The 17,459-nt window shown below is 66.4% G+C and carries 20 protein-coding genes; 11 read left to right on the top strand and 9 right to left on the bottom strand.

The window, feature by feature from the left end:
- Positions 1-96: 96 nt before the first annotated feature.
- Positions 97-369 (top strand): hypothetical protein, encoded by a 273-nt coding sequence (locus tag FHS79_RS13450; RefSeq protein WP_184201009.1) that lies wholly within the window; start codon positions 97-99, stop codon positions 367-369.
- A 138-nt stretch (positions 370-507) separates the two neighbouring features.
- On the opposite strand, the gene FHS79_RS13445 is transcribed toward FHS79_RS13450, so the two are convergent.
- Together FHS79_RS13445 and ssb are read right to left on the bottom strand one after the other, a co-directional pair.
- Complete coding sequence (locus FHS79_RS13445; protein WP_184201006.1) at positions 508-1,101, bottom strand: response regulator transcription factor; 594 nt, start codon at positions 1,099-1,101, stop codon at positions 508-510.
- 450 nt (positions 1,102-1,551) lie between these two features.
- Positions 1,552-2,067, bottom strand: a complete 516-nt coding sequence (ssb, locus tag FHS79_RS13440) for a single-stranded DNA-binding protein (protein WP_207792353.1) — start codon at positions 2,065-2,067, stop codon at positions 1,552-1,554.
- A 125-nt stretch (positions 2,068-2,192) separates the two neighbouring features.
- On the opposite strand from ssb, the gene FHS79_RS13435 reads away from it, so the two are divergent.
- Positions 2,193-3,302: a DUF3667 domain-containing protein gene (locus tag FHS79_RS13435; protein WP_184201003.1), complete on the top strand. Its 1,110-nt coding sequence runs from the start codon at positions 2,193-2,195 to the stop codon at positions 3,300-3,302.
- A gap of 1 nt (position 3,303) precedes the next feature.
- On the opposite strand, the gene FHS79_RS13430 is transcribed toward FHS79_RS13435, so the two are convergent.
- A complete protein-coding gene (locus FHS79_RS13430; protein WP_184200999.1) occupies positions 3,304-4,707 on the bottom strand; it encodes a DNA recombination protein RmuC in 1,404 nt (467 codons plus the stop codon).
- 135 nt (positions 4,708-4,842) lie between these two features.
- Between FHS79_RS13430 and FHS79_RS13425 the strand changes: the two genes are divergently transcribed.
- Both FHS79_RS13425 and FHS79_RS13420 read left to right on the top strand, forming a co-directional pair.
- A complete protein-coding gene (locus tag FHS79_RS13425) occupies positions 4,843-5,760 on the top strand; it encodes an SMP-30/gluconolactonase/LRE family protein (RefSeq protein ID WP_184200996.1) in 918 nt (305 codons plus the stop codon).
- A gap of 33 nt (positions 5,761-5,793) precedes the next feature.
- The gene (locus FHS79_RS13420; RefSeq protein ID WP_184200994.1) at positions 5,794-6,732 is read left to right on the top strand and encodes a hydroxymethylglutaryl-CoA lyase; all 939 of its coding nucleotides are present in this window, start codon (positions 5,794-5,796) and stop codon (positions 6,730-6,732) included.
- Here FHS79_RS13420 and FHS79_RS13415 read toward each other — a convergent pair.
- Positions 6,719-7,225, bottom strand: coding sequence for a YceD family protein (locus FHS79_RS13415; RefSeq protein ID WP_184200991.1), 507 nt, complete (start codon positions 7,223-7,225; stop codon positions 6,719-6,721). The two genes, FHS79_RS13420 and FHS79_RS13415, sit on opposite strands and share 14 nt — an antisense overlap.
- Positions 7,222-7,758 (bottom strand): ubiquinol-cytochrome C chaperone family protein, encoded by a 537-nt coding sequence (locus FHS79_RS13410; protein ID WP_373289721.1) that lies wholly within the window; start codon positions 7,756-7,758, stop codon positions 7,222-7,224. Before FHS79_RS13410 ends, FHS79_RS13415 begins: the two co-directional genes overlap by 4 nt.
- Before the next feature lie 105 nt (positions 7,759-7,863).
- Between FHS79_RS13410 and FHS79_RS13405 the strand changes: the two genes are divergently transcribed.
- Entirely contained in the window at positions 7,864-8,352 is a 489-nt protein-coding gene (locus tag FHS79_RS13405; protein WP_184200988.1) for an outer membrane protein assembly factor BamE, read from the top strand.
- Positions 8,353-8,491: 139 nt separating this feature from the next.
- On the opposite strand, the gene FHS79_RS13400 is transcribed toward FHS79_RS13405, so the two are convergent.
- Complete coding sequence (locus FHS79_RS13400) at positions 8,492-9,157, bottom strand: hypothetical protein (protein WP_184200985.1); 666 nt, start codon at positions 9,155-9,157, stop codon at positions 8,492-8,494.
- The gene (locus FHS79_RS13395; protein WP_184200982.1) at positions 9,154-9,453 is read right to left on the bottom strand and encodes a DUF1330 domain-containing protein; all 300 of its coding nucleotides are present in this window, start codon (positions 9,451-9,453) and stop codon (positions 9,154-9,156) included. The genes FHS79_RS13400 and FHS79_RS13395 overlap by 4 nt, the downstream gene beginning before the upstream one ends.
- A 164-nt stretch (positions 9,454-9,617) precedes the next feature.
- Between FHS79_RS13395 and FHS79_RS13390 the strand changes: the two genes are divergently transcribed.
- From FHS79_RS13390 to FHS79_RS13365, 6 genes are all read left to right on the top strand, one after another.
- Positions 9,618-12,155, top strand: a complete 2,538-nt coding sequence (locus tag FHS79_RS13390) for a TonB-dependent receptor (protein WP_243452883.1) — start codon at positions 9,618-9,620, stop codon at positions 12,153-12,155.
- 16 nt (positions 12,156-12,171) lie between these two features.
- Positions 12,172-13,431, top strand: a complete 1,260-nt coding sequence (locus FHS79_RS13385) for an MFS transporter (protein WP_207792352.1) — start codon at positions 12,172-12,174, stop codon at positions 13,429-13,431.
- Positions 13,432-13,441: 10 nt separating this feature from the next.
- On the top strand, positions 13,442-14,572 hold the full coding sequence (locus tag FHS79_RS13380) for a nitrilase-related carbon-nitrogen hydrolase (RefSeq protein ID WP_184200979.1): 1,131 nt from the start codon (positions 13,442-13,444) through the stop codon (positions 14,570-14,572).
- Positions 14,573-14,586: 14 nt separating this feature from the next.
- Positions 14,587-15,816 (top strand): class I SAM-dependent methyltransferase, encoded by a 1,230-nt coding sequence (locus tag FHS79_RS13375; RefSeq protein WP_243452882.1) that lies wholly within the window; start codon positions 14,587-14,589, stop codon positions 15,814-15,816.
- Positions 15,813-16,166, top strand: coding sequence for a hypothetical protein (locus FHS79_RS13370; protein ID WP_184200976.1), 354 nt, complete (start codon positions 15,813-15,815; stop codon positions 16,164-16,166). The genes FHS79_RS13375 and FHS79_RS13370 overlap by 4 nt, the downstream gene beginning before the upstream one ends.
- 68 nt (positions 16,167-16,234) lie before the next feature.
- Positions 16,235-16,492: an SWIB/MDM2 domain-containing protein gene (locus FHS79_RS13365; RefSeq protein ID WP_184200973.1), complete on the top strand. Its 258-nt coding sequence runs from the start codon at positions 16,235-16,237 to the stop codon at positions 16,490-16,492.
- Positions 16,493-16,546: 54 nt separating this feature from the next.
- Here the strand turns inward: FHS79_RS13365 and FHS79_RS13360 are convergent, their stop codons facing one another.
- Together FHS79_RS13360 and FHS79_RS13355 are read right to left on the bottom strand one after the other, a co-directional pair.
- Positions 16,547-16,861 (bottom strand): hypothetical protein, encoded by a 315-nt coding sequence (locus FHS79_RS13360; RefSeq protein WP_184200971.1) that lies wholly within the window; start codon positions 16,859-16,861, stop codon positions 16,547-16,549.
- The gene (locus tag FHS79_RS13355) at positions 16,858-17,433 is read right to left on the bottom strand and encodes an acyloxyacyl hydrolase (RefSeq protein ID WP_243453454.1); all 576 of its coding nucleotides are present in this window, start codon (positions 17,431-17,433) and stop codon (positions 16,858-16,860) included. Before FHS79_RS13355 ends, FHS79_RS13360 begins: the two co-directional genes overlap by 4 nt.
- Between the last annotated feature and the right edge of the window lie 26 nt (positions 17,434-17,459).

The following is a 17,459-nucleotide window of genomic DNA, read 5'->3' as shown; positions in this document are numbered from 1 at the left end:
TCAACGAATAGTGAACCGAGGCGACCGAGCTTGGCAGGCGCGTACCAGCATGCTATTGCCGCATCTCGAATTTCAGCCTGTATTTGGAGAATAATAATGTCTGGCAGGAAGCTTGTTGCCGTAGCTCTGATGGCTGCGGTGGCGTCCATGCCGCTGGCGTCGTACGCCCAATCGACTGCGGGGGCCCGTGCGCCTGCGCCCGTTGGTGGGCAGGCCGATCTGGCGGACGCAGAGGGGACCGGTCTGGTCGGCGGCGAACTTTCGACGTTCCAGACGATCCTACTCAGCGTGACCGCACTGGCTGCCATCTCGGTCGGCGTCATGCTCGCGACCGAACTCGACGATGACGATCGGCCTGTCAGCCCCTGAGGTTTACCCCCTCGAATTGCCTCCCGGCCTGCGCTAGAGTGTGTTTCGCAAAAGTGGGCACCGGTTTTTCGACAAAAACACACGGAAACAAAGTTTTAGACCCTGTTGCGTTTTGATCACATCAAAACGCAACAGGGTTTAGCCTTGGTGCTGCGCCTCGAACGCTATCTGCAACGCCTCCGCCAGGGTGCGAACGCCCAGCCGGTCCATCATGCGGGCACGATGCATCTCGATCGTCCGCACGCTGCGGTTCATCTGATGCGCAATGACCTTGTTGGAAAGGCCGGCAGCAAGGCTACGGAGCAGCTCCCGCTCGCGAGCGGAAAGCCTCGCGATCCGCGTCTCCGCAGCAACAGCGCGGTCGTTGGCCGACGCTGTCACCGGCGGCCGGAAGCTGGCCTCCACCGCATCGAGCAGCCGCTGTCGCACAAACGGCTTCTGCACGATGTCCCTCGCTCCGAGCTGCATCAGCTGCACGGCCAGGGGAACGTCGGCATGCCCGGTGACGATGATCACCTGCGGCTTGTCGCGCCGCCCGGCCAGGGCCTTGAGCACCTCGACGCCCGACAGGTTCGGCATGTGCAGGTCGAGGAGCAGGCATCCCGGCTTTGAAGGCGCGCTGTCGGCCAGATAATCGCTTCCACTGGCACTGACGTTGACGGAAAAGCCTGCCGCAACGAGAATGAGCCGGCTTGCCTCACAAAAATGCGGATCGTCGTCAACAATGTGCACTTGGCGCATAGCAAAACTCAACACTACGAAATGGCATAAAAAGAATAAATACTAACAAAACACTCACATTGATTGCCGTCCGGCACGCGGCATCAATCTGAATATTGCTAGACGATATGCCACACCCGCAATGCAGGCAACAGGTTATGTTTACATTGGAAAATTGCGTAACTGCTGGCCGCTCGCACAGCGACGCTCGTCGCGGAAACATGGCGCTGGGCCCGAGGTTCACCGCACACGGCACATCGGTAACGGATTCGGACGCAAATTCCGGGCCAGATGCGCGCGGCTGACCGCGGCAACATCATCCCGCTGCAAAGTCGGGAACACAATCGGCCGCCATCTCCCGACGCCCGACCGAATGCGCTCAAACCCTGCGACCCATGCCCTGATGCAGGCCGCGAATGTGTCCGCAAATCAAGGCCAGGCTAGGACAGCCCGCGCCCAGGTCTAGAACGGCACATCGTCGTTGAGATCGTCATCGAACGCCGCCGGTCGGTTGGACGCCGGGCTGCCACCGCCAAAGCCGCCGCCGCGCGGCGCGCCATAATCGTCCCCACCGTCACGGCCACCGCCGCCACCACCGCCGCCGCCGCCACCGCCACCGCCACCGCCACCGGGGCCATCGAGCAGCGTCAGCTCCCCACGAAACGCCTTCAGCACCACCTCGGTGGTGTAGCGGTCCTGGCCCTGCTGGTCCTGCCACTTGCGTGTTTCGAGGCTGCCTTCGACATAGACCTTCGAGCCCTTGCGCAGATACTGGCTGGCGATCTTGCCGAGGTTCTCGTTGAAGATGGCCACATTGTGCCACTCGGTCTTTTCCTTGCGCTCGCCGCTCTGCTTGTCGCGCCACGTCTCCGAGGTGGCGAGCGGAAAGCGCACCACCGAGCCGCCATTGGCAAAGCTCTTCGCTTCCGGGTCCTTGCCCAGATTGCCGACCAGAATGACCTTGTTGACGCCTGCCATGTAAATTCTCCTGCCTGGTCGCACCCTAGCCAGCGCCACGGCCCTCGGCAACGGGAACACGCTGTGTTGGCTTGCCATGACACCTTGTTGCAGGCATTTTGTTGGGGACAAGTCGGGAGCGGGCAATGGCGGGCGAATTCGAGGCAGCAGGCGATCTGGTGATGGCTGGCGCCAGCGCCCGCGCGCTCGATACGCCGTCCGCCGGCGCTGCCCATGCGCCCTCCCATGGCGGAGCCGCCTGCGCCAATTGCGGTACCACCCTCACCGGAGAATTCTGCAGCCATTGCGGCCAACGCGCCCATTTTCACCGCACGCTCCACGAGGTCGGCCATGAGATCCTCCACGGCGTCACCCATTTCGACGGCAAGACCTGGACGACGCTGCCGATGCTGCTGCTCAGCCCCGGCCAGCTCACCCGCGAATACATCCACGGCAAGCGCGCGCGCTACATCGCCCCCGTCAGCCTGTTCCTGCTCGTCGTCTTCCTGATGTTCTTCGTGTTCTCCTTCGTGAAGATCACCGACAACACGCCCTATGATGCCGCCAACGCGAAAGCCAATCTCGCCGAGATCGACAGGGGCCTCGCCGATCTTGAACGCCAGCGCACCACCGCAGTCGCCAAGGGGGACCGTGAGGCCCTCACCGAAATCGCGGCCGCCATCACGGCCCTCAAGGCGCTTCGCCGCCCGCTGGCCACCCAGATCGCCAGCCCCGTCGATGGCGTGACGAGCATTCCGGAGATCATCACGCAAGACATCAAACGCGCCGCCGCCGAAGACAATCTCAAACTGAACCTCGGCAGTTCCGAGCTCAACCGCAAAGCCCGGGCGGCCTTCAAGAACCCCGAACTCGTGCTCTACAAGCTGCAGACCAAGGCCTATAAACTCAGCTTCCTGCTCGTGCCGATGTCGGTCCCCTGGCTGTGGCTGATGTTCTTCTGGCGCCGCGATATCCGCCTGTACGATCACGCGGTATTCGCGCTCTATTCGATCAGCTTCATGTCGCTGCTGTTCATCATCGGCAGCCTCGCACTCACCTTCGATTTCCTGCATTCGGGATTCTGGTTCGCGCTGGTCTTCGTGGTGCCCGGCATCCACATGTTCCTGCAGCTCAAGGGCGCCTACCAGCTCAGCAACACCGGCGCCCTCGTCCGCACCTTCCTGCTCTCCTGGGCCGCGGTCATCACCCTGTCGCTTTATCTGATGCTGCTCATCATCCTCGGCGTGATCGACTGAGCTATTCGGCCGCGTCGGCTGCCGGCAGCGCCTTCAGCTCGGCACCCGAGGGCAGGGTGGGCAGCGACGCCACCTGACCCAGTTCGCCGATCTCGTCGAGGCCGGTCGCTGCACCCAGGTCGCGGAAGCGCCGCGCCCGGCTCACCACCCGGCTCTCGGCCTGGTTCACCAGCTTGTTCCAGTTGCCCACCGTGCTCTCGAGGGACTTCTGCACGGCGGCAAAGTTGTTCCCCATGATGCGGATCGAATCGTAGAGGTCGCGCCCCAGCTTGGCGATCTCCGCCGCCTCCTTGGCCAGCCGCGCCTGGTCGCGCAGGGCCGCCACTGTCCGCGCCACCGCCACCAGGTTGACCGGACCCGCCAGCACCACCTGCCGCTTGAAGAAGTCGTTCATCAGCGCCCGGTCCTGCTCGAGGGCCGCCCCCAGGAAATTCTCGCCGGGCACGAACAGCACCACGAATTCCACCGCATTGCCGATGGCCTTGGCATAATCCTTCTTCGCCAGCCCGTCGGCATGGGTTCGCACCGCCCGCGCATGCGCCCTCAAGAAAACCGCCCGCGCCTCGGGGTCATCGGCTTCCGCCGCCGACACATAGCTGTCGATCGAGCATTTCACATCGATGATCAGCGCCCGGTCGCCCGGCAGCATCAGCTTGAAGTCGGGCCGCTGGCGGTTGCCCTCCTCGCCATCGACCGAGAATTGCGCCTCGAAATCGATGCCTTCCACCAGCCCCGCGGCTTCGAGCACATTGCGGCACTGCTCCTCGCCCCAACGCCCCGCCACCTTGCCCGAGGACCTGAGCGCCGTCTCCAGCTTCGCCGCCGCCCCGCTCACCGCCGCCTGCCCCAGCACCACCTGTTCGAGCTGCTGCTTCAGCTGGCCATAGCTTTCGGCGCGCACCGCCTCCACCTCGCCCAGCCGCGTCTCGTATTTCTTCAGCGTCTCCGCCACCGGCTGCAACAGCTGTTTCAAGCTCGCTTCGGAGGTCGTCGCCTGCTCGGTGAAGCGCGCCTGCGCCCGCTCCAGAAACGCCTTCTGCGCCCCCTCCAGCGCCTTGCCCGCCAGTGCCTCGAACCGCTCGGTGGTCCGCGCCACTTCCGCCACGAACGCCGCCTCGCGCGCCTCAAGTGTCGCCCTCAACCCCGCAAGCTCGCTCCCAAGCCGGCGGCTCTCGGCATCCGCCCCCTCCAGCTCGTCCAGCCGGTTCTTCAGCATCATCACTTCGGTGGCATTGGCCGCGCGCTTTGCCTGCTCCTCGCCCACCGTCTGCCGCAGCACATCGCGTTCCGCCGCCGCCGCCGCCGCCTCCGCGCGCGCGCCCGCCAAAGGCCGCGCCCAAAGTGCCCAGCCGAGCAGCAGGGCAACCACCAGCCCTGCACCAACGGCCATCATCACCTCAAGCATTCGAGTCTCCAGCGGAACGAGACGAGAACATACCCGTGCAGCGCGCCGCTGCAAACCCCCAAACCCTCTTGTTTTGCAGGTGCCCGGCGCCGCCCTTTGCGCGCATCATCCAGCCAATCGAACAGGAGACCGTCCATGCACCCGCACCAGATCGTCGCAGAAGGCCTGGCGTTCCCCGAAGGCCCGGTGGTGATGGACGATGGCTCGGTCATCGTCGTCGAGATCGCCGCCGGCCGTATCACCCGCGTCCTCCCCGATGGCCGCACCGAGACCATCGCCACCCCGGGCGGTGGCCCCAACGGCCTCGCCCTCGGCCCCGACGGTGCGCTCTATGTCTGCAACAACGGCGGCTTCGAATGGTCGAGCATGGAGGGGATGATGATCCCCGGCAACGCCGCGCACGATTATGCCGGTGGCCGTATCGAGCGCATCGACATCCGCACCGGACGCGTCGAGCGCTTCTACGATGCCTGCGATGGCGTGCCGCTGTCGGGCCCCAACGACATCGTCTTCGATGGCCAGGGCGGCTTCTGGTTCACCGATCTCGGCAAGCATCACGCCCATCACACCGATCATGGCGGGCTGTTCCACGCGAAAGCCGATGGCAGCGGCATAAGTTGCGCGGTGCGTGGCCCCAATTTCAACGGCGTCGGCCTCTCGCCGTCCGGCACAACCGTCTATGCCGCCACCACCTATGAGCGCACCATCCTCGCCTTCGAGGTCACTGGCCCGGGAACCGTCGAGCCCTCGCTGCTCGCCGCCGTCCCCGGCCGCGTCGTCACCAGCTTCCCCGGCCATGTTCTGCTCGATTCGCTCGCCATCGAAGCCGATGGCCGCATCGCCCAGGCCACGCTCGTCGCGCGCCCCGGCATCTGCTCGGTCCACCCCGAAACCGGCGAGCAGGAAGATTTCGCCTTCCCCGATCTGCTCACCACCAACATTGCCTTCGGCGGCGCCGACATGATGGACGCCTGGGTCACCCTCTCCACCACCGGCAAGCTCGCCCGCTGCCGCTGGCCGCGCCCGGGCTTGCGCCTCCACCATCAGGCGTGATCCGCAGCACAGCATGCGCTATAGGGCTCGACCATGCTCCAGATTGTCGAAGTCTCCCCCCGCGACGGCCTCCAGAACGAGAAGATCGAAGTCAGCACCGCCGACAAGCTGGCGCTGATCGGCCGGCTCATCGCCATGGGCGCCACCCGCATCGAAGTCGCGAGCTTCGTCAATCCGCGCCGCGTGCCGCAGATGGCCGATGCCGAAGCCGTCGTCGCCGGCCTCCCCGCAGCGCCGGGCGTCAGCTTCATCGGCCTTTGCCTCAACCAGCGCGGCGTCGATCGCGCCATCGCCAGCAAGGAAAGCGGCCGCGGGCTCGACGAAGCCGGCTGCGTGCTGGTCGCGTCGGACAAGTTCGGCATCATCAACCAGGGCCAGAGCATCGTGCAGGGCATCGCAGCCAACATCGCGATGCTCGCCAGCGCCCGCGCCGCCGGCCTCAAGGCACAGATCACCATCTCGGCGGCGTTCGGCTGCCCCTATGAAGGCCATGTGCCGCCGGCGCGCGTCATCGATCTCGCCCGCCGCATGGCCGATGCAGGTGCCGAGGAAGTGGCCCTCGCGGATACCATCGGCGTCGCGGTGCCCGGACAGGTCCGCGATCTCGTCGGGGCCGTCATCGAGGCGGTGGCACCCATCCCGGTGCGGCTGCACCTCCACGATACCCGCGGCCTTGCCCCCGCCAATGCCTGGGCGGGGTATGAGGCCGGGGTGCGGGTGTTCGATTCCGCCCTCGGTGGCCTCGGCGGCTGCCCTTTCGCACCGGGTGCGGCCGGCAACGTCGGCACCGAGGAACTGCTCTACCTGTTCAGCCGCTCGGGCCTCGACACCGGGCTCGATCTTGCCGCTGCGGTCGAGGCGAACCACTGGTTCACCGGCATCATGGGCCGCGCCTTGCCAAGCCGCGTCGGCAAGGCCGGCGATTTCATCATCGACGGCGCCCGCGTGCCCGCCGGACTCAGTCTTTCCTGAGCACCGCGAACGGGCTCGATGCCACCCGCGCCTGCTCCTCGCTGAGCACGCCGGGTGCCGGCTCGTCGCTGCGCGGATAGGGGTCGAGCGCCAGCGCCAGCGCCTGCGCCACATATTCGCCAAGGTCGATGATGTCCGAGGACAGCGGCTCCGAATCGAGGTCCTCGCTCGCCAGCTCCAGATCCTCCCCGGCCGGCGCTTCGGGAATCAGTCGCAGCGAGATCGGCTCGGCCAGCGCAAACGGCACCGGCGCCCGCGTGCGCACACACGGCTGGGCCCCTGCGGCCGAAAAATGCCCGGTCAGCAAGATCACGCCACCATCGGCGCGCAGCTCCAGCGTCGCTTCCAGCCGGTCGAGCGCCAGCAGGTCGAAGCGCGCCGCCAGTGCCGCCCGCTCGCCGGCATTGGCGCCAAGGCTGTGCTGCCGGCGCTGGCTCACGTCCGATGCGCGGACGGTGCGGCTGAACTCGGGCGCGATCGCGGGAGCCGTCATGCCGAAGGCCAGCCGCCGCCATGCAGCGTCGCAAACGGCGTCGCCGCCAGCCGCGCCTGCAGCCTTCGCGCCTCGGCGGTCACCCAGGCCAGCGCGTCTTCGGCGTGTGGCTGGCCGCGCCACAGGTTGCGGGCCAGCGCCTGCGCCAGCACCGCATCATCGGCCCCGGCTTCGCGATAAGCACCCAGCCGGCCGCCGAGTGCAGCCATCATCCGCCCGAGATGCTTGCCCACCACCTGGTCGCCCACGCCGTCCTGCCGCAGATTGCCGTCCATGTCGGTGATGAAGCGGTCGGTGATGTCGGCACTCGCCTGGGGAGCGGCCCGGTCGGTGTCGGCCTCCAGCCGCATCAGCGTCAGGCTGAGCACCAGCGCCACCATGTCGAAGCGCCCATCCATCGTGTCGGGCACTTCACCCGCCACATACCAGTCCGGCCGCCGCGCCTCACCGACGATCGCGGCATAGAGTGCGGTCCCCGGCTCGTCGGCAGGCATCGCGCCGATGGCGCGCTTGAGGGCGGAAAAGAGGCTCATCGGCGTTCGGATTCCCGCTTTGGCTTGGATAAAAGGGCAGAGTCGCATATTGAGCGGGTGCGCGCCGGATGCAACCGGGTGCGGCATGAGTGTCTGGAGTTGGTGATGCGCAAGGTTCATGTGGCAATGATGGTCGGGGCAGCGCTGCTGGCCAGCGGCTGCTCGCGGGTCGTTGCCAGCCAGGGCTATCTCATCGACGAGACACTGCTCACCTCGATCCAGCCGGGCGTGGACAACAAGCAGTCGGTCGAGCGCACGCTGGGCCGGCCCACGCTGGCAAGCCAGTTCGACGAGAAGGAATGGTACTACATCACCCGCAACACCGGCCAATACGCCTTCATCCAGCCCAAGGTGCAGAGCCAGACGATCCTGGTGGTGGCCTTCGACGATGATGGCAATGTCGCCACCGTCGAGCGGCGCGGCATGGAGAAGATCGCCAATGTGTCGATCGAGGGCGATTCCACCCCCACGCTCGGCCGCAAGACCGGGCTTCTGGAAGATATCTTCGGCAACATCGGCGCGGTCGGCGCCGGCGCGCCGGGCGGCCCCGGCGGCCCCGGCGGCGGCGGGCCGAACGGCGGGGGTAGGCAGTAGCGCAGCGCGGCATGAAATAGCGAAGCTATTTCAAGACTCGCGCAAGCCCGGCCGGCGAGGCGGCTGGCGCTTCGCCAGCCGAACTCGTCCGACGTCAGCCGTGGGCTTTGCCCACGGCCTTTTTTCTTTCCGCGCAATCCTAGAACGGCTTCACCGACCCCAACCAGGACGTCACCAGCAGCGCATACACCAGCAGCACCCAGCGCCGCGTCGCATCCATCGTCGCCCGCAGCGGCACTTCGGTGGCATCGGACGAGCCCTTTTCGATCAGCGCCATCAGCAGCGGCCCCACCGGCTTAAACCGGCGGTCGATCATGATCGCCGCCACGAAGATCAGCCCGAACAGCAGCGCCTTCGCCGCCAGCCAATCTTCCTCCAGCGGCGCCCCCGCAACCAGCGACACCCCGCCCAGCCCCAGGTAAAAGCCTGCCAGCGCCACCCGCAGCCACCCCTCCACGCGCCGATTCCGGCCGGCGCGCGGCGTCATGTCATGCGCATGCGCGTCCCACACCAGCCAGCTCCACCCCAGCCCGATGCCCCAGGCGAGCAGCACCACGCCGAAGGGCAGGGCAGGCCACCAGCCGCCGGCATGGAGCAGCGACATCGACACCGGCACCATCAGCGCCCAGGCGAAGCGCGGGCCGAGATCGGTGATCACCAGCAGCCGCAGGATCGTCAGCCGCTCGGGCAGCGAATAGCTTCGCCGGCGAAAATGCTGGCCGAGGATGAACACGCCCAGATCGCCGCCCAGCCACAGCACCAGCAGCAGCATGTGCACCCACACGAGGTTGGGATAGAGGCTCATCCAGGCCCCTCGAAGATCGCGACCTGCACATCGGCAGCCCCCAGCCGCAGCGGCTTGATCTCGTCCTGATATTGCGCGTCGTGCCAGAAGGCCTGCGCCGCCGCGAGGCTGGGAAAGCGCGCGCAGACGATGCTCTGCCCCATGTCCCAATTCTCGAGGCCAGTGCTCGCCTTGCCGATGAACGCATAGGCGCCGCCATGGCGCGGGTAGAGTCCGGAGGCGGCCAGCGCGTCCGCATAGGCCTTCATCCGCGCCGGATCATGGACCCGGGCAATCACGAGCAGAAACGCAGGCATGGTTTCTCCGCAACAATGCGATATGCGCATCTATGAAGGCAGAGAAAGGGGCTTGTCAAAAATTTGTCCGGACATTTAGATGTCGCCGGGGATGAATGGCAGGCAAGGCCTTGTCCGCAGCTCGCCCGATGGGGGTGCAGCCGGGCCGAGCGAGGGAAATGACGATGCGGGCTGCGCGTTTGAAGGCATTGCGGATCATGCTCGGCGCAGGAACGGCGCTGGCGTGCAGCGGCGCGGCAGCGGCGCAAACCCCACCCGACCAAACCCCACCCGAGCCCAACACCGCCCAACTCGGCGAGATCCTCGTCACGGCGCAGCGCCGCTCCGAGTCGTTGCAGAGCGTGCCGATCGCCATCACCGCCTTCTCGGCCGAGAGCCTCGAGGCCAAGGGCATCCAGTCGACGCTGCAGATGGTGCAGTTCGTCCCCAATCTGTTCGGCGCCAACAACACCGGCCTCGGCTCGGCCAACACCTATTTCATCCGCGGCCTCGGCAGCGTCGAATCGGTCGCCACCTTCGATCCGTCGGTCGGCACCTATATCGACGACATCTATCTCAGCCGGCAGAACGCCAACAACTTCAACTTCTTCGATATCGATCGCCTGGAAGTGCTTCGCGGCCCCCAGGGCACGCTGTTCGGCCGCAACACCACTGGCGGCGCCGTCAACGTCATCCTCAAGAAGCCCGGCACCGTGCTCGGCGGCTTCGGCGAGGTCGCCTATGGCGCCTACAACCGTGTCATGGTGCGCGGCTCGATCGACATGCCGCTGTCGAGCGGAATCGGTTTCAAGCTGTCGGGCTATTATCAGGACGATGCCGGCTATGTGCGCAACACCACCACCGGCGAGCGGCTGAACGATGTCGATGGCGCCGGCCTGCGCGGCGCGCTGCGCTTCGACATCACTCCCGATGTCGAATGGAATGTCTCGGTCGCCTATATCCGCTCATCGGGCGAAAACGCGGTCAACTTCGCCTGCGATCCGCGAGATCCCGCCAATTGCAGCGGCCGCTTCGCCACCACCGGCCTGCGTAAGACGACCAGCAGCACCGCACCGCTCGCCATCTCCGGCCGCAAGGCCGAGTTCGGCTTCGGCAACGAGACCGACACCATCATCGCCATCTCCAACCTCGAATGGCGCAGCGAGGCGGCAACGCTCAACGTCATTACCGGCGTGGTGGACCTGCAACAGAAGTTCCACCTCGATTTCGCCGATGGCCGCGGCCTGCCCACCGTCGCCGACCCCATTCCGGCGGTCCGCGGCTTCCCGCTCGGCGGCTTCGGCATCCTCAACGATGGCAAGCACAAGCAGTTCAGCCAGGAGGTCAAGCTCTCGGGCAGCCTGTTCGGCGGCGCCCTCGATTATGTCACCGGCCTCTACCTGCTCGACGAGGACAACACGACCGACTTCGCCGATACCTTTGCGGTCTTCACCGGCGCCCCCGCACCGCTGCAACTGCTGCTGGCGGACCGCACGCTGAACAACACCGCCAAGGCCACCGCCGGCTATTTCCAGGGCGATCTCAACCTTTCGGAGCAACTCAAGCTCACCGCCGGCATCCGCTACACCGACGAGACCAAGACCTTCCGCATCTCGGACAACCGCCAGGCCTGCAACGCCAGCCTCGCCGTCACCTGCCTCAACCAGACCAACCTCGTCGCCGCCAACGGCGTGCCGATCCCCACCAGCCAGAATGTGAAGATCTGGACGCCGCGCTTCGTCCTCAACTACACCCCCAGCGACAGCCTCCTGCTGTTCGCCAGCGCCACCCGCGGCTTCAAGTCGGGCGGCTGGAACGCGCGCGGCACCGCTGCAAACGAGCTGCTGCCCTTCGGCCCCGAAACCGTCTGGAGCTACGAGGCCGGCATCAAGTCCGAATGGTTCGACCGGCGGCTGCGCGTCAACGTCACCGGCTTCTGGCTCGACAACCAGGATCTGCAGGCGCCCTCCGCCTTCGTCCGCGCCAATGGCTCGATCGCCTTCATCGCCCAGAATTTCGCCGATTATCGCAACAAGGGCGTCGAGCTCGAAATCACCGCCGTCCCCGTCGATGGCCTCAACCTGTTCGCCAACATCGGCTTCCAGGACGATGAGTATCGCCTCGACCCAACCGCTCCGCGCACCAACGAATATGGCGTCACCTCGGTCGCCCGGCAGCTCCTCGATTGCCGCGCCCAGATCGCCGCCGGCCAGGTCCCTCTCAGCTCGTCCAATGCCGCGGCCGGCGCGCCCCCCAACAATGCGCCGGCCTGCGCCGCCGGCATCGTCGATGCCAATGGCAATCTCGCCAGCCCCGTCCGCACGCCGCAATGGACCGTCGCCGTCGGCGGCACCTATGATTGGCGGCTGCCCGCCCCCGGCATCATCATCACCCCTTCGGTCAATGTCAGCTGGCGGTCGAGCTATCAGACCGGCACCGCCAACGGCACCATCTACACCGGCGCCATCACCGCCGGGGCAGGGGGCGGCAACCGCACCTTCCCCGCCAATCCCTTCGGCGGCGATTTCATCACCGGCTCGGATGCCCCCGGCTTTGCCGTCGTCAACGCCGGAATCGCCATGCGCACCGACGATCGCAACTGGACGCTCGCCGTCGAATGCCAGAACTGCCTCGACAAGGTGTTCCTCGAAAGCACCCTCGCCAACTACACCTATCTCTCCTACCCGCGCTTCTGGCAGGTCCGCGCCAAGCGGGTCTTCTGATGGGCGGGGGCGGCTGATGGGCGAATTCCGCAAGGGCGGCCCGGTGCTGGCCGCGGGCATGATCGGCGTCGCCTGCGGTGCCTCGCCGATCCCGTTCAACGTGCTTCCCGCGGTCATCGGCCCCGTCCATGCCGAGCTCGGCTGGAGCTTCCTCGAAATCAACCTCGGCATCACCACCTTCGGCGTCATCGCGTCGCTGCTCTCGCCCGTCTATGGTGGTGCCGCCGATCGCTGGGGCGTCCGCCCGGTGGCGATTGCCAGCCTCGTCGCCTTCGGGCTGGCGTTCGCGCTTTTCGCCGTCATGCCCCCCACCAAGCTCGCCTGGTTCGGCATGTGGGCGCTCGTCGGCCTTGTCGGCATCGGCTCCACCCCGGTCACCTGGAGCCGGGCGGTCAACATGTGGTTCGTGCAGAATCGCGGCCTTGCGCTGGGCATCCTCCTGCTCGGCACCAGCCTCGCTGGAATCGTCGTGCCCCAGCTCGCCCGCGCCGCCATAGATGGTGCCTTCTTCGGCTCTGGCTGGCGCGCCGCCTTCCCCACGCTGGCGCTGCTGCCGCTGCTGGTGGCACTGCCGCTCACCCTCTGGCTTTTCCGCGAGCCCCGCCCCGAGGAGCGCCCCGCCGGGCTATCGGGTGCCGATGGCAAGCTCCTCGGCCTCTCGCTCGGCACCGCCGTGCGCGGCTACCGCTTCTGGGTCATCTGGGTGTCGATCGCCTGTGTGGCGCTGGCCTTCGGCGGCGCCTTCATCAACATGGTCGAGATCACCCGGCTCCACGGCTTCACCGCGGCGCAAGGGGCAACGGTGATGAGCGTGCTGGCACTCGGCATCCTCGTCGGCCGGCTCGTCACCGGCCTGTTGTTCGATCGCTTCTGGGCGCCGGCGGTGCTCGTCCCCATCCTCGCCGCCCCCGCCCTGTCATGCGTGCTGCTCATGGGCAGCGGCGCGCCGCTCGGCACGCTCATGGCCGCCGCGGTGCTGCTCGGCTTCGCCGCCGGGGCGGAATCGGACCTCATCGCCTATCTCGCCGGCCGCTATTTCGGCATGGCGCATTACGGCAAGATCTACGGCATGCTCTACATGCCCTTCGGCATCGGCTCGGCCATCAGCCCCGCCATCTATGGCGCGGTGCGCGATGCCACCGGCAACTACGATGCGATGCTCAGCGTGGCAGTGGGCCTGTTCCTCGTCGGCGCGCTGCTGCCGCTGCTGCTCGGCCGCTACCCCGAAGCCCCGGCGCTGGCACCCCCCGCACTGCCACCAACGGTGCCGGCATGAGGAGGCCCGCATGGAGCTCGATCGCCGCCGCTTCCTCGCCGCCACGCTGGCGAGCAGCCTGATGCCCGAGATGCTGCAAGCCGCCGAAGCCGTTACCGTGCCGCTCTACGCCGCCGTGGCGATGCAGCTCCGTGCCGAAAGCGTGGAAGCCGCCCCCGATCGCGCCGCCGCCCGCGCCGCGATGCTCGCACAGATCGACCGCGTCGGCGCCCAGATCCTCCAGGCAAAAATCTTCATCGAGCAATATGGCGGCAGCCCCCTCAAGCTCGCCGTGCTCCCCGAATATCTGTTCACCTCCTACCCCGGCCGCATCGGCATCGAAGCCTTTGCCGACAAGGCGGCCATCGCCGAGGGCGGCCCCGAATACACAGCCCTTGGCGCGCTCGCGCAACGGTTGAAGCTCCACCTCGCCGGCAACGCCTATGAGACCGACACGCACTTTCCCGGCCTGTATTTCCAGACCAGCTTCATCATCGGCCCCTCGGGCGATGTCGTGCTGCGCTACCGCCGCCTCAATTCGATGTACGCCGTCACCCCCCACGATCTGTGGGACCGCTATCTCGATATCTACGGCCTCGATGGCGTCTTCCCCGTCGCCGTCACCGAAATCGGCCGGCTGGCGGCGATCGCATCCGAAGAAATCCTCTACCCCGAAATCGCCCGTGCCCATGCGCTGCGCGGGGCGGAAGTCTTCGTCCATTGCTCGTCGGAAATCGGCTCGCCGATGCTCACCCACAAGGCGATCGCGCGGCGGGCCCGCGCCTTCGAGAACCTCGCCTATGTCGTCAGCGCCAACACTGCCGGCATCGGCGGCACCGCGATGCCGCTGGCATCCGCCGACGGCAATTCCGCCCTCATCGACTGGAAGGGCAATGTCCTCGCCGAATCGAACGCCGGGGAAACCTTCACGGCGTTCGCAGACATCGACATCACCGGCCTGCGCCGCGCCCGCCGCAAGCCCGGCATGACCAACTATCTCAGCCGCCAGCGGCTCGAGCTCTTTGCCGCCGCCTATGCCGGCTCGGTGCAACCCGCCAACACGCTCATCGAGAACGGCGCTGTGAAAACGCCGGACCGCGATCACTTCGCCCGCACCCAGGCCGCCGTCATCGAAAAACTCGCAAAAGCGGGTATCATCTGAGCCGGAGACCGATCATGGCGATTCACGACGATATCCCACCCCCCTATTCGATGGTCGGTACGCACGGTGTGTTCCCGAAAGCGAGCCATGACGAGCGCGCCCGCTTCAACTTCCTCGCCAACCTCAACAAGCATGTCGCCGGCTCGCTCGGCCCCGGCAACCGCCTCGCTTATGAAAAGCGCGCGCTCCCCAAATTCGTCGCCGACCATGGCCGCGAGCCCGCCGACCGCTTCGAAGTCCGCAAGGCGATGAACCAGGACCCCTATCACCGCTTCTGGAGTGCGCTGAAACGCAACAACATGGAGATGCGCCAGCAGAACGGCCGCGCCATCGTGCTCCGCCAGCTCGACGATCTCGATGCCCGCGCGCGCACCGCCTCGGGCAACTACCAGGGCCTTGAGCTCGACCCCTTGGTCGCAGTCCCGCCCTATCAGCGCGCCGTGGACATCCACTGCATGCCCGGCAGCTATCACGGCGAGGAGCGGCCAGGCGATGTGTCCGCCGGTGCCAACTACGATTGCGGCATCTTCGTCACCACCGGCGGCGGCATGGGCGCCCTGTCGGACGGCGGTGGCCAGGCGCTCGCCAAATGGGCGAAGGAAACGCGCCCCCACTGGTCCCCGCGCCGCATCCTCGATATCGGCACCACCGTCGGCCATTCCGCCCTGCCGCTGGCGATGGCGTTTCCGCAAGCGGAGGTCATCGCCATCGACACCGCCGCCCCGGTGCTGCGCTACGCTCATGCCCGGGCGCGCTCGCTGGGGGTGAACAACATCCGCTTCGTCCAGGCCAATGCCGAAAGCCTGCCGCAATTCGCCGACGGCCATTTCGATTGGGTGCAGACGACGATGTTCCTGCACGAGACCAGCGGCCAGGCGCTGCCCCGCATCATCGCCGAGGGATACCGCGTGCTCGCCCCGGAAGGCCTGATGTTCCACCTCGAACAGCCCCAATACACCCCCGAAATGCCCCTGTTCGAGCAGTTCATGCGCGATTGGGATGCCTTCAACAACAACGAGCCCTTCTGGTCGGCTATGCACGCCACCGACCTCCACGACATTCTGGAAGAAGCCGGATTTCCGCGCGCCGCCCAGTTCGAAGCCAAGGTCCACGCCGTGGTCGACGAAACGATCTTCCCCCGCTCGGTGGAAGGCGACGCCGAGGATTTCGGCCGCGCCGCCGTCTGGCACGCCTATGGCGCGTGGAAGCCATCGGGGAAACCATCGGGGAAACCCGCCGCATGAGTCTGGACTGGATCGACCGCGCCGGCGCCAAGCCAAAAGGTGCCCGGCCGAAGTATTTCGAAGATCCCGCCATCGACCGGCTGCTGTCGATCGTCATGGCGCTCGCCGGCGAAGTCGCCGTAGTGAAGGAGCGGCTCGACACGGTCGAACGGCTGCTCGATGCGCAGGGCAGCATCACCCGCGCCGATATCGAGGCCTATGCACCCGACCGTACGGCAGGCCATGAACGCGGTCTCATGCACCGCGAGTTCGCCGCGCGCATCCTTCGCGGGGTGCAGCAGGACATGGAAAGCCTGCAAACTGCCGAAAAGTCGATGGAAGACGTATCGAAGCAGTTGCGCGACGGCTGACTTGCGCTAAGCAATATGCAGAAGGCCGGCGAAAATGCCCGGTCACACTGCCAACGAAGGGGAGAACCATGGCAGAAGCGAAGAAGCTCGACGGCCTGCAGAAGCCGCTGACACCCTCGGCCGATCTGGCCGCAATCGTGGGCAAGGACCCGCTGCCCCGCGGTCAGGTTGTCAGCAAGATGTGGGAATACATCAAGAAGCACGATCTGCAGAACCCTGCCAACAAGCGCGAGATCATGGCTGACGACAAGCTGAAGAAGATTTTCGAGAAGGACAGCTGCTCGATGTTCGAAATGAACAAGCATCTGTCGCGCCACCTCAAGTAAGCGCTCTCACCAACCGACCCGAAAGCCCCGGTCACCGCCGGGGCTTTCTTTTTGTCAGTTCTTCAGCGCCGCCGCGCGCCGTGCGGCGAGGTCGAGCGCATGGCCCTCCAGCGTCGGCGCGAGGCACGCCTCCATGGCAGGGCGCGTCGTCACCGTTTTGGCGCACGCCAGAACCGCGTCGCACATCAGCGCGTCGAACACCGGGTCGCCGCTGCGCCGTTTCATCACGCAGCGCGCAACACCCGTCCTGCGGTCCGTCCTGGTTTCGAGCTTCAGCCGCTTCATCCGTTCGGCGACGACCAGCATTTCCGTCTCGGGGGGTGGCGCGCCCTGCGTCGCCACCAGCATTGCCGCAAGCATCGCCATCATTTGCCCAGCGCCACCACCAGCCGCAGCCCGATATTGTTGATTCCCGGGTTCTGCGCGGAAAACAGCGCGGCATGGCTGAAATGCTCGAAGGCCGCTTCCACCGCCACACGTTCGCTCAGCGTCACCCCGACCGAGAGATTGGGATTGAACAGCACCCGCGATCCGAACGATGTGCGCGTCGCCTCGATCTCCAGCCGCCGCAGCGCCTCGGCGAGCGCCAGCCCGGGCGCGAACGGATCGGGGGTGAAGCGATAGCCGTCGTGGACCGCCAGCCCGATCCCGATCTGGCCATAAACCCGCCCCTGCAACACATGCTGCCGCCATTCGGCCCCCAGGCTCGCGAAGTTGGTGCCGCCTTCGGTGTTGACCTGCAGCCGCGCCGTCAGCCGCGGCTTCAGCGCAAAGCCGAGCGGTGCGGTGCGATAGACAAGCTGCACATCGACGCTGCCCCGCTCCTCCTCGCCTTCATACAGGTCGAAGCCGGTCGGTGGCGCGGCGCGGAACGGTTTGCGAACGCCATGATCGAGAAGGCCGATCGCAATCTCCGGCCGCTCCTGCGCAGCAGCGGGCACTGCCGCGAGCCCAAGCACAAGACCGC

The sequence above is a fragment of the Polymorphobacter multimanifer genome, from assembly GCF_014205635.1.
Taxonomy (GTDB): Bacteria; Pseudomonadota; Alphaproteobacteria; order Sphingomonadales; family Sphingomonadaceae; genus Sandarakinorhabdus; species Sandarakinorhabdus multimanifer.
The sequence above is the reverse complement of the archived record's forward strand: the minus strand, read 5'-3'. Positions and strand labels throughout refer to the sequence as shown.

Excerpts from the sequence above, each read along its gene's own strand:
- FHS79_RS13395 (WP_184200982.1), bottom strand. The coding sequence starts at position 9,453 with ATGCCTGCGTTTCTGCTCGTGATTGCCCGGGTCCATGATCCGGCGCGG.
- FHS79_RS13405 (WP_184200988.1), top strand. The coding sequence starts at position 7,864 with ATGCGCAAGGTTCATGTGGCAATGATGGTCGGGGCAGCGCTGCTGGCC.
- FHS79_RS13360 (WP_184200971.1), bottom strand. The coding sequence starts at position 16,861 with ATGATGGCGATGCTTGCGGCAATGCTGGTGGCGACGCAGGGCGCGCCA.
- FHS79_RS13370 (WP_184200976.1), top strand. The coding sequence starts at position 15,813 with ATGAGTCTGGACTGGATCGACCGCGCCGGCGCCAAGCCAAAAGGTGCC.
- FHS79_RS13410 (WP_373289721.1), bottom strand. The coding sequence starts at position 7,758 with ATGAGCCTCTTTTCCGCCCTCAAGCGCGCCATCGGCGCGATGCCTGCC.
- FHS79_RS13435 (WP_184201003.1), top strand. The coding sequence starts at position 2,193 with ATGGCGGGCGAATTCGAGGCAGCAGGCGATCTGGTGATGGCTGGCGCC.
- FHS79_RS13450 (WP_184201009.1), top strand. The coding sequence starts at position 97 with ATGTCTGGCAGGAAGCTTGTTGCCGTAGCTCTGATGGCTGCGGTGGCG.
- FHS79_RS13415 (WP_184200991.1), bottom strand. The coding sequence starts at position 7,225 with ATGACGGCTCCCGCGATCGCGCCCGAGTTCAGCCGCACCGTCCGCGCA.
- FHS79_RS13420 (WP_184200994.1), top strand. The coding sequence starts at position 5,794 with ATGCTCCAGATTGTCGAAGTCTCCCCCCGCGACGGCCTCCAGAACGAG.
- FHS79_RS13375 (WP_243452882.1), top strand. The coding sequence starts at position 14,587 with ATGGCGATTCACGACGATATCCCACCCCCCTATTCGATGGTCGGTACG.
- FHS79_RS13380 (WP_184200979.1), top strand. The coding sequence starts at position 13,442 with ATGGAGCTCGATCGCCGCCGCTTCCTCGCCGCCACGCTGGCGAGCAGC.
- ssb (WP_207792353.1), bottom strand. The coding sequence starts at position 2,067 with ATGGCAGGCGTCAACAAGGTCATTCTGGTCGGCAATCTGGGCAAGGAC.
- FHS79_RS13365 (WP_184200973.1), top strand. The coding sequence starts at position 16,235 with ATGGCAGAAGCGAAGAAGCTCGACGGCCTGCAGAAGCCGCTGACACCC.
- FHS79_RS13400 (WP_184200985.1), bottom strand. The coding sequence starts at position 9,157 with ATGAGCCTCTATCCCAACCTCGTGTGGGTGCACATGCTGCTGCTGGTG.
- FHS79_RS13425 (WP_184200996.1), top strand. The coding sequence starts at position 4,843 with ATGCACCCGCACCAGATCGTCGCAGAAGGCCTGGCGTTCCCCGAAGGC.
- FHS79_RS13385 (WP_207792352.1), top strand. The coding sequence starts at position 12,172 with ATGGGCGAATTCCGCAAGGGCGGCCCGGTGCTGGCCGCGGGCATGATC.
- FHS79_RS13390 (WP_243452883.1), top strand. The coding sequence starts at position 9,618 with ATGCGGGCTGCGCGTTTGAAGGCATTGCGGATCATGCTCGGCGCAGGA.
- FHS79_RS13430 (WP_184200999.1), bottom strand. The coding sequence starts at position 4,707 with ATGCTTGAGGTGATGATGGCCGTTGGTGCAGGGCTGGTGGTTGCCCTG.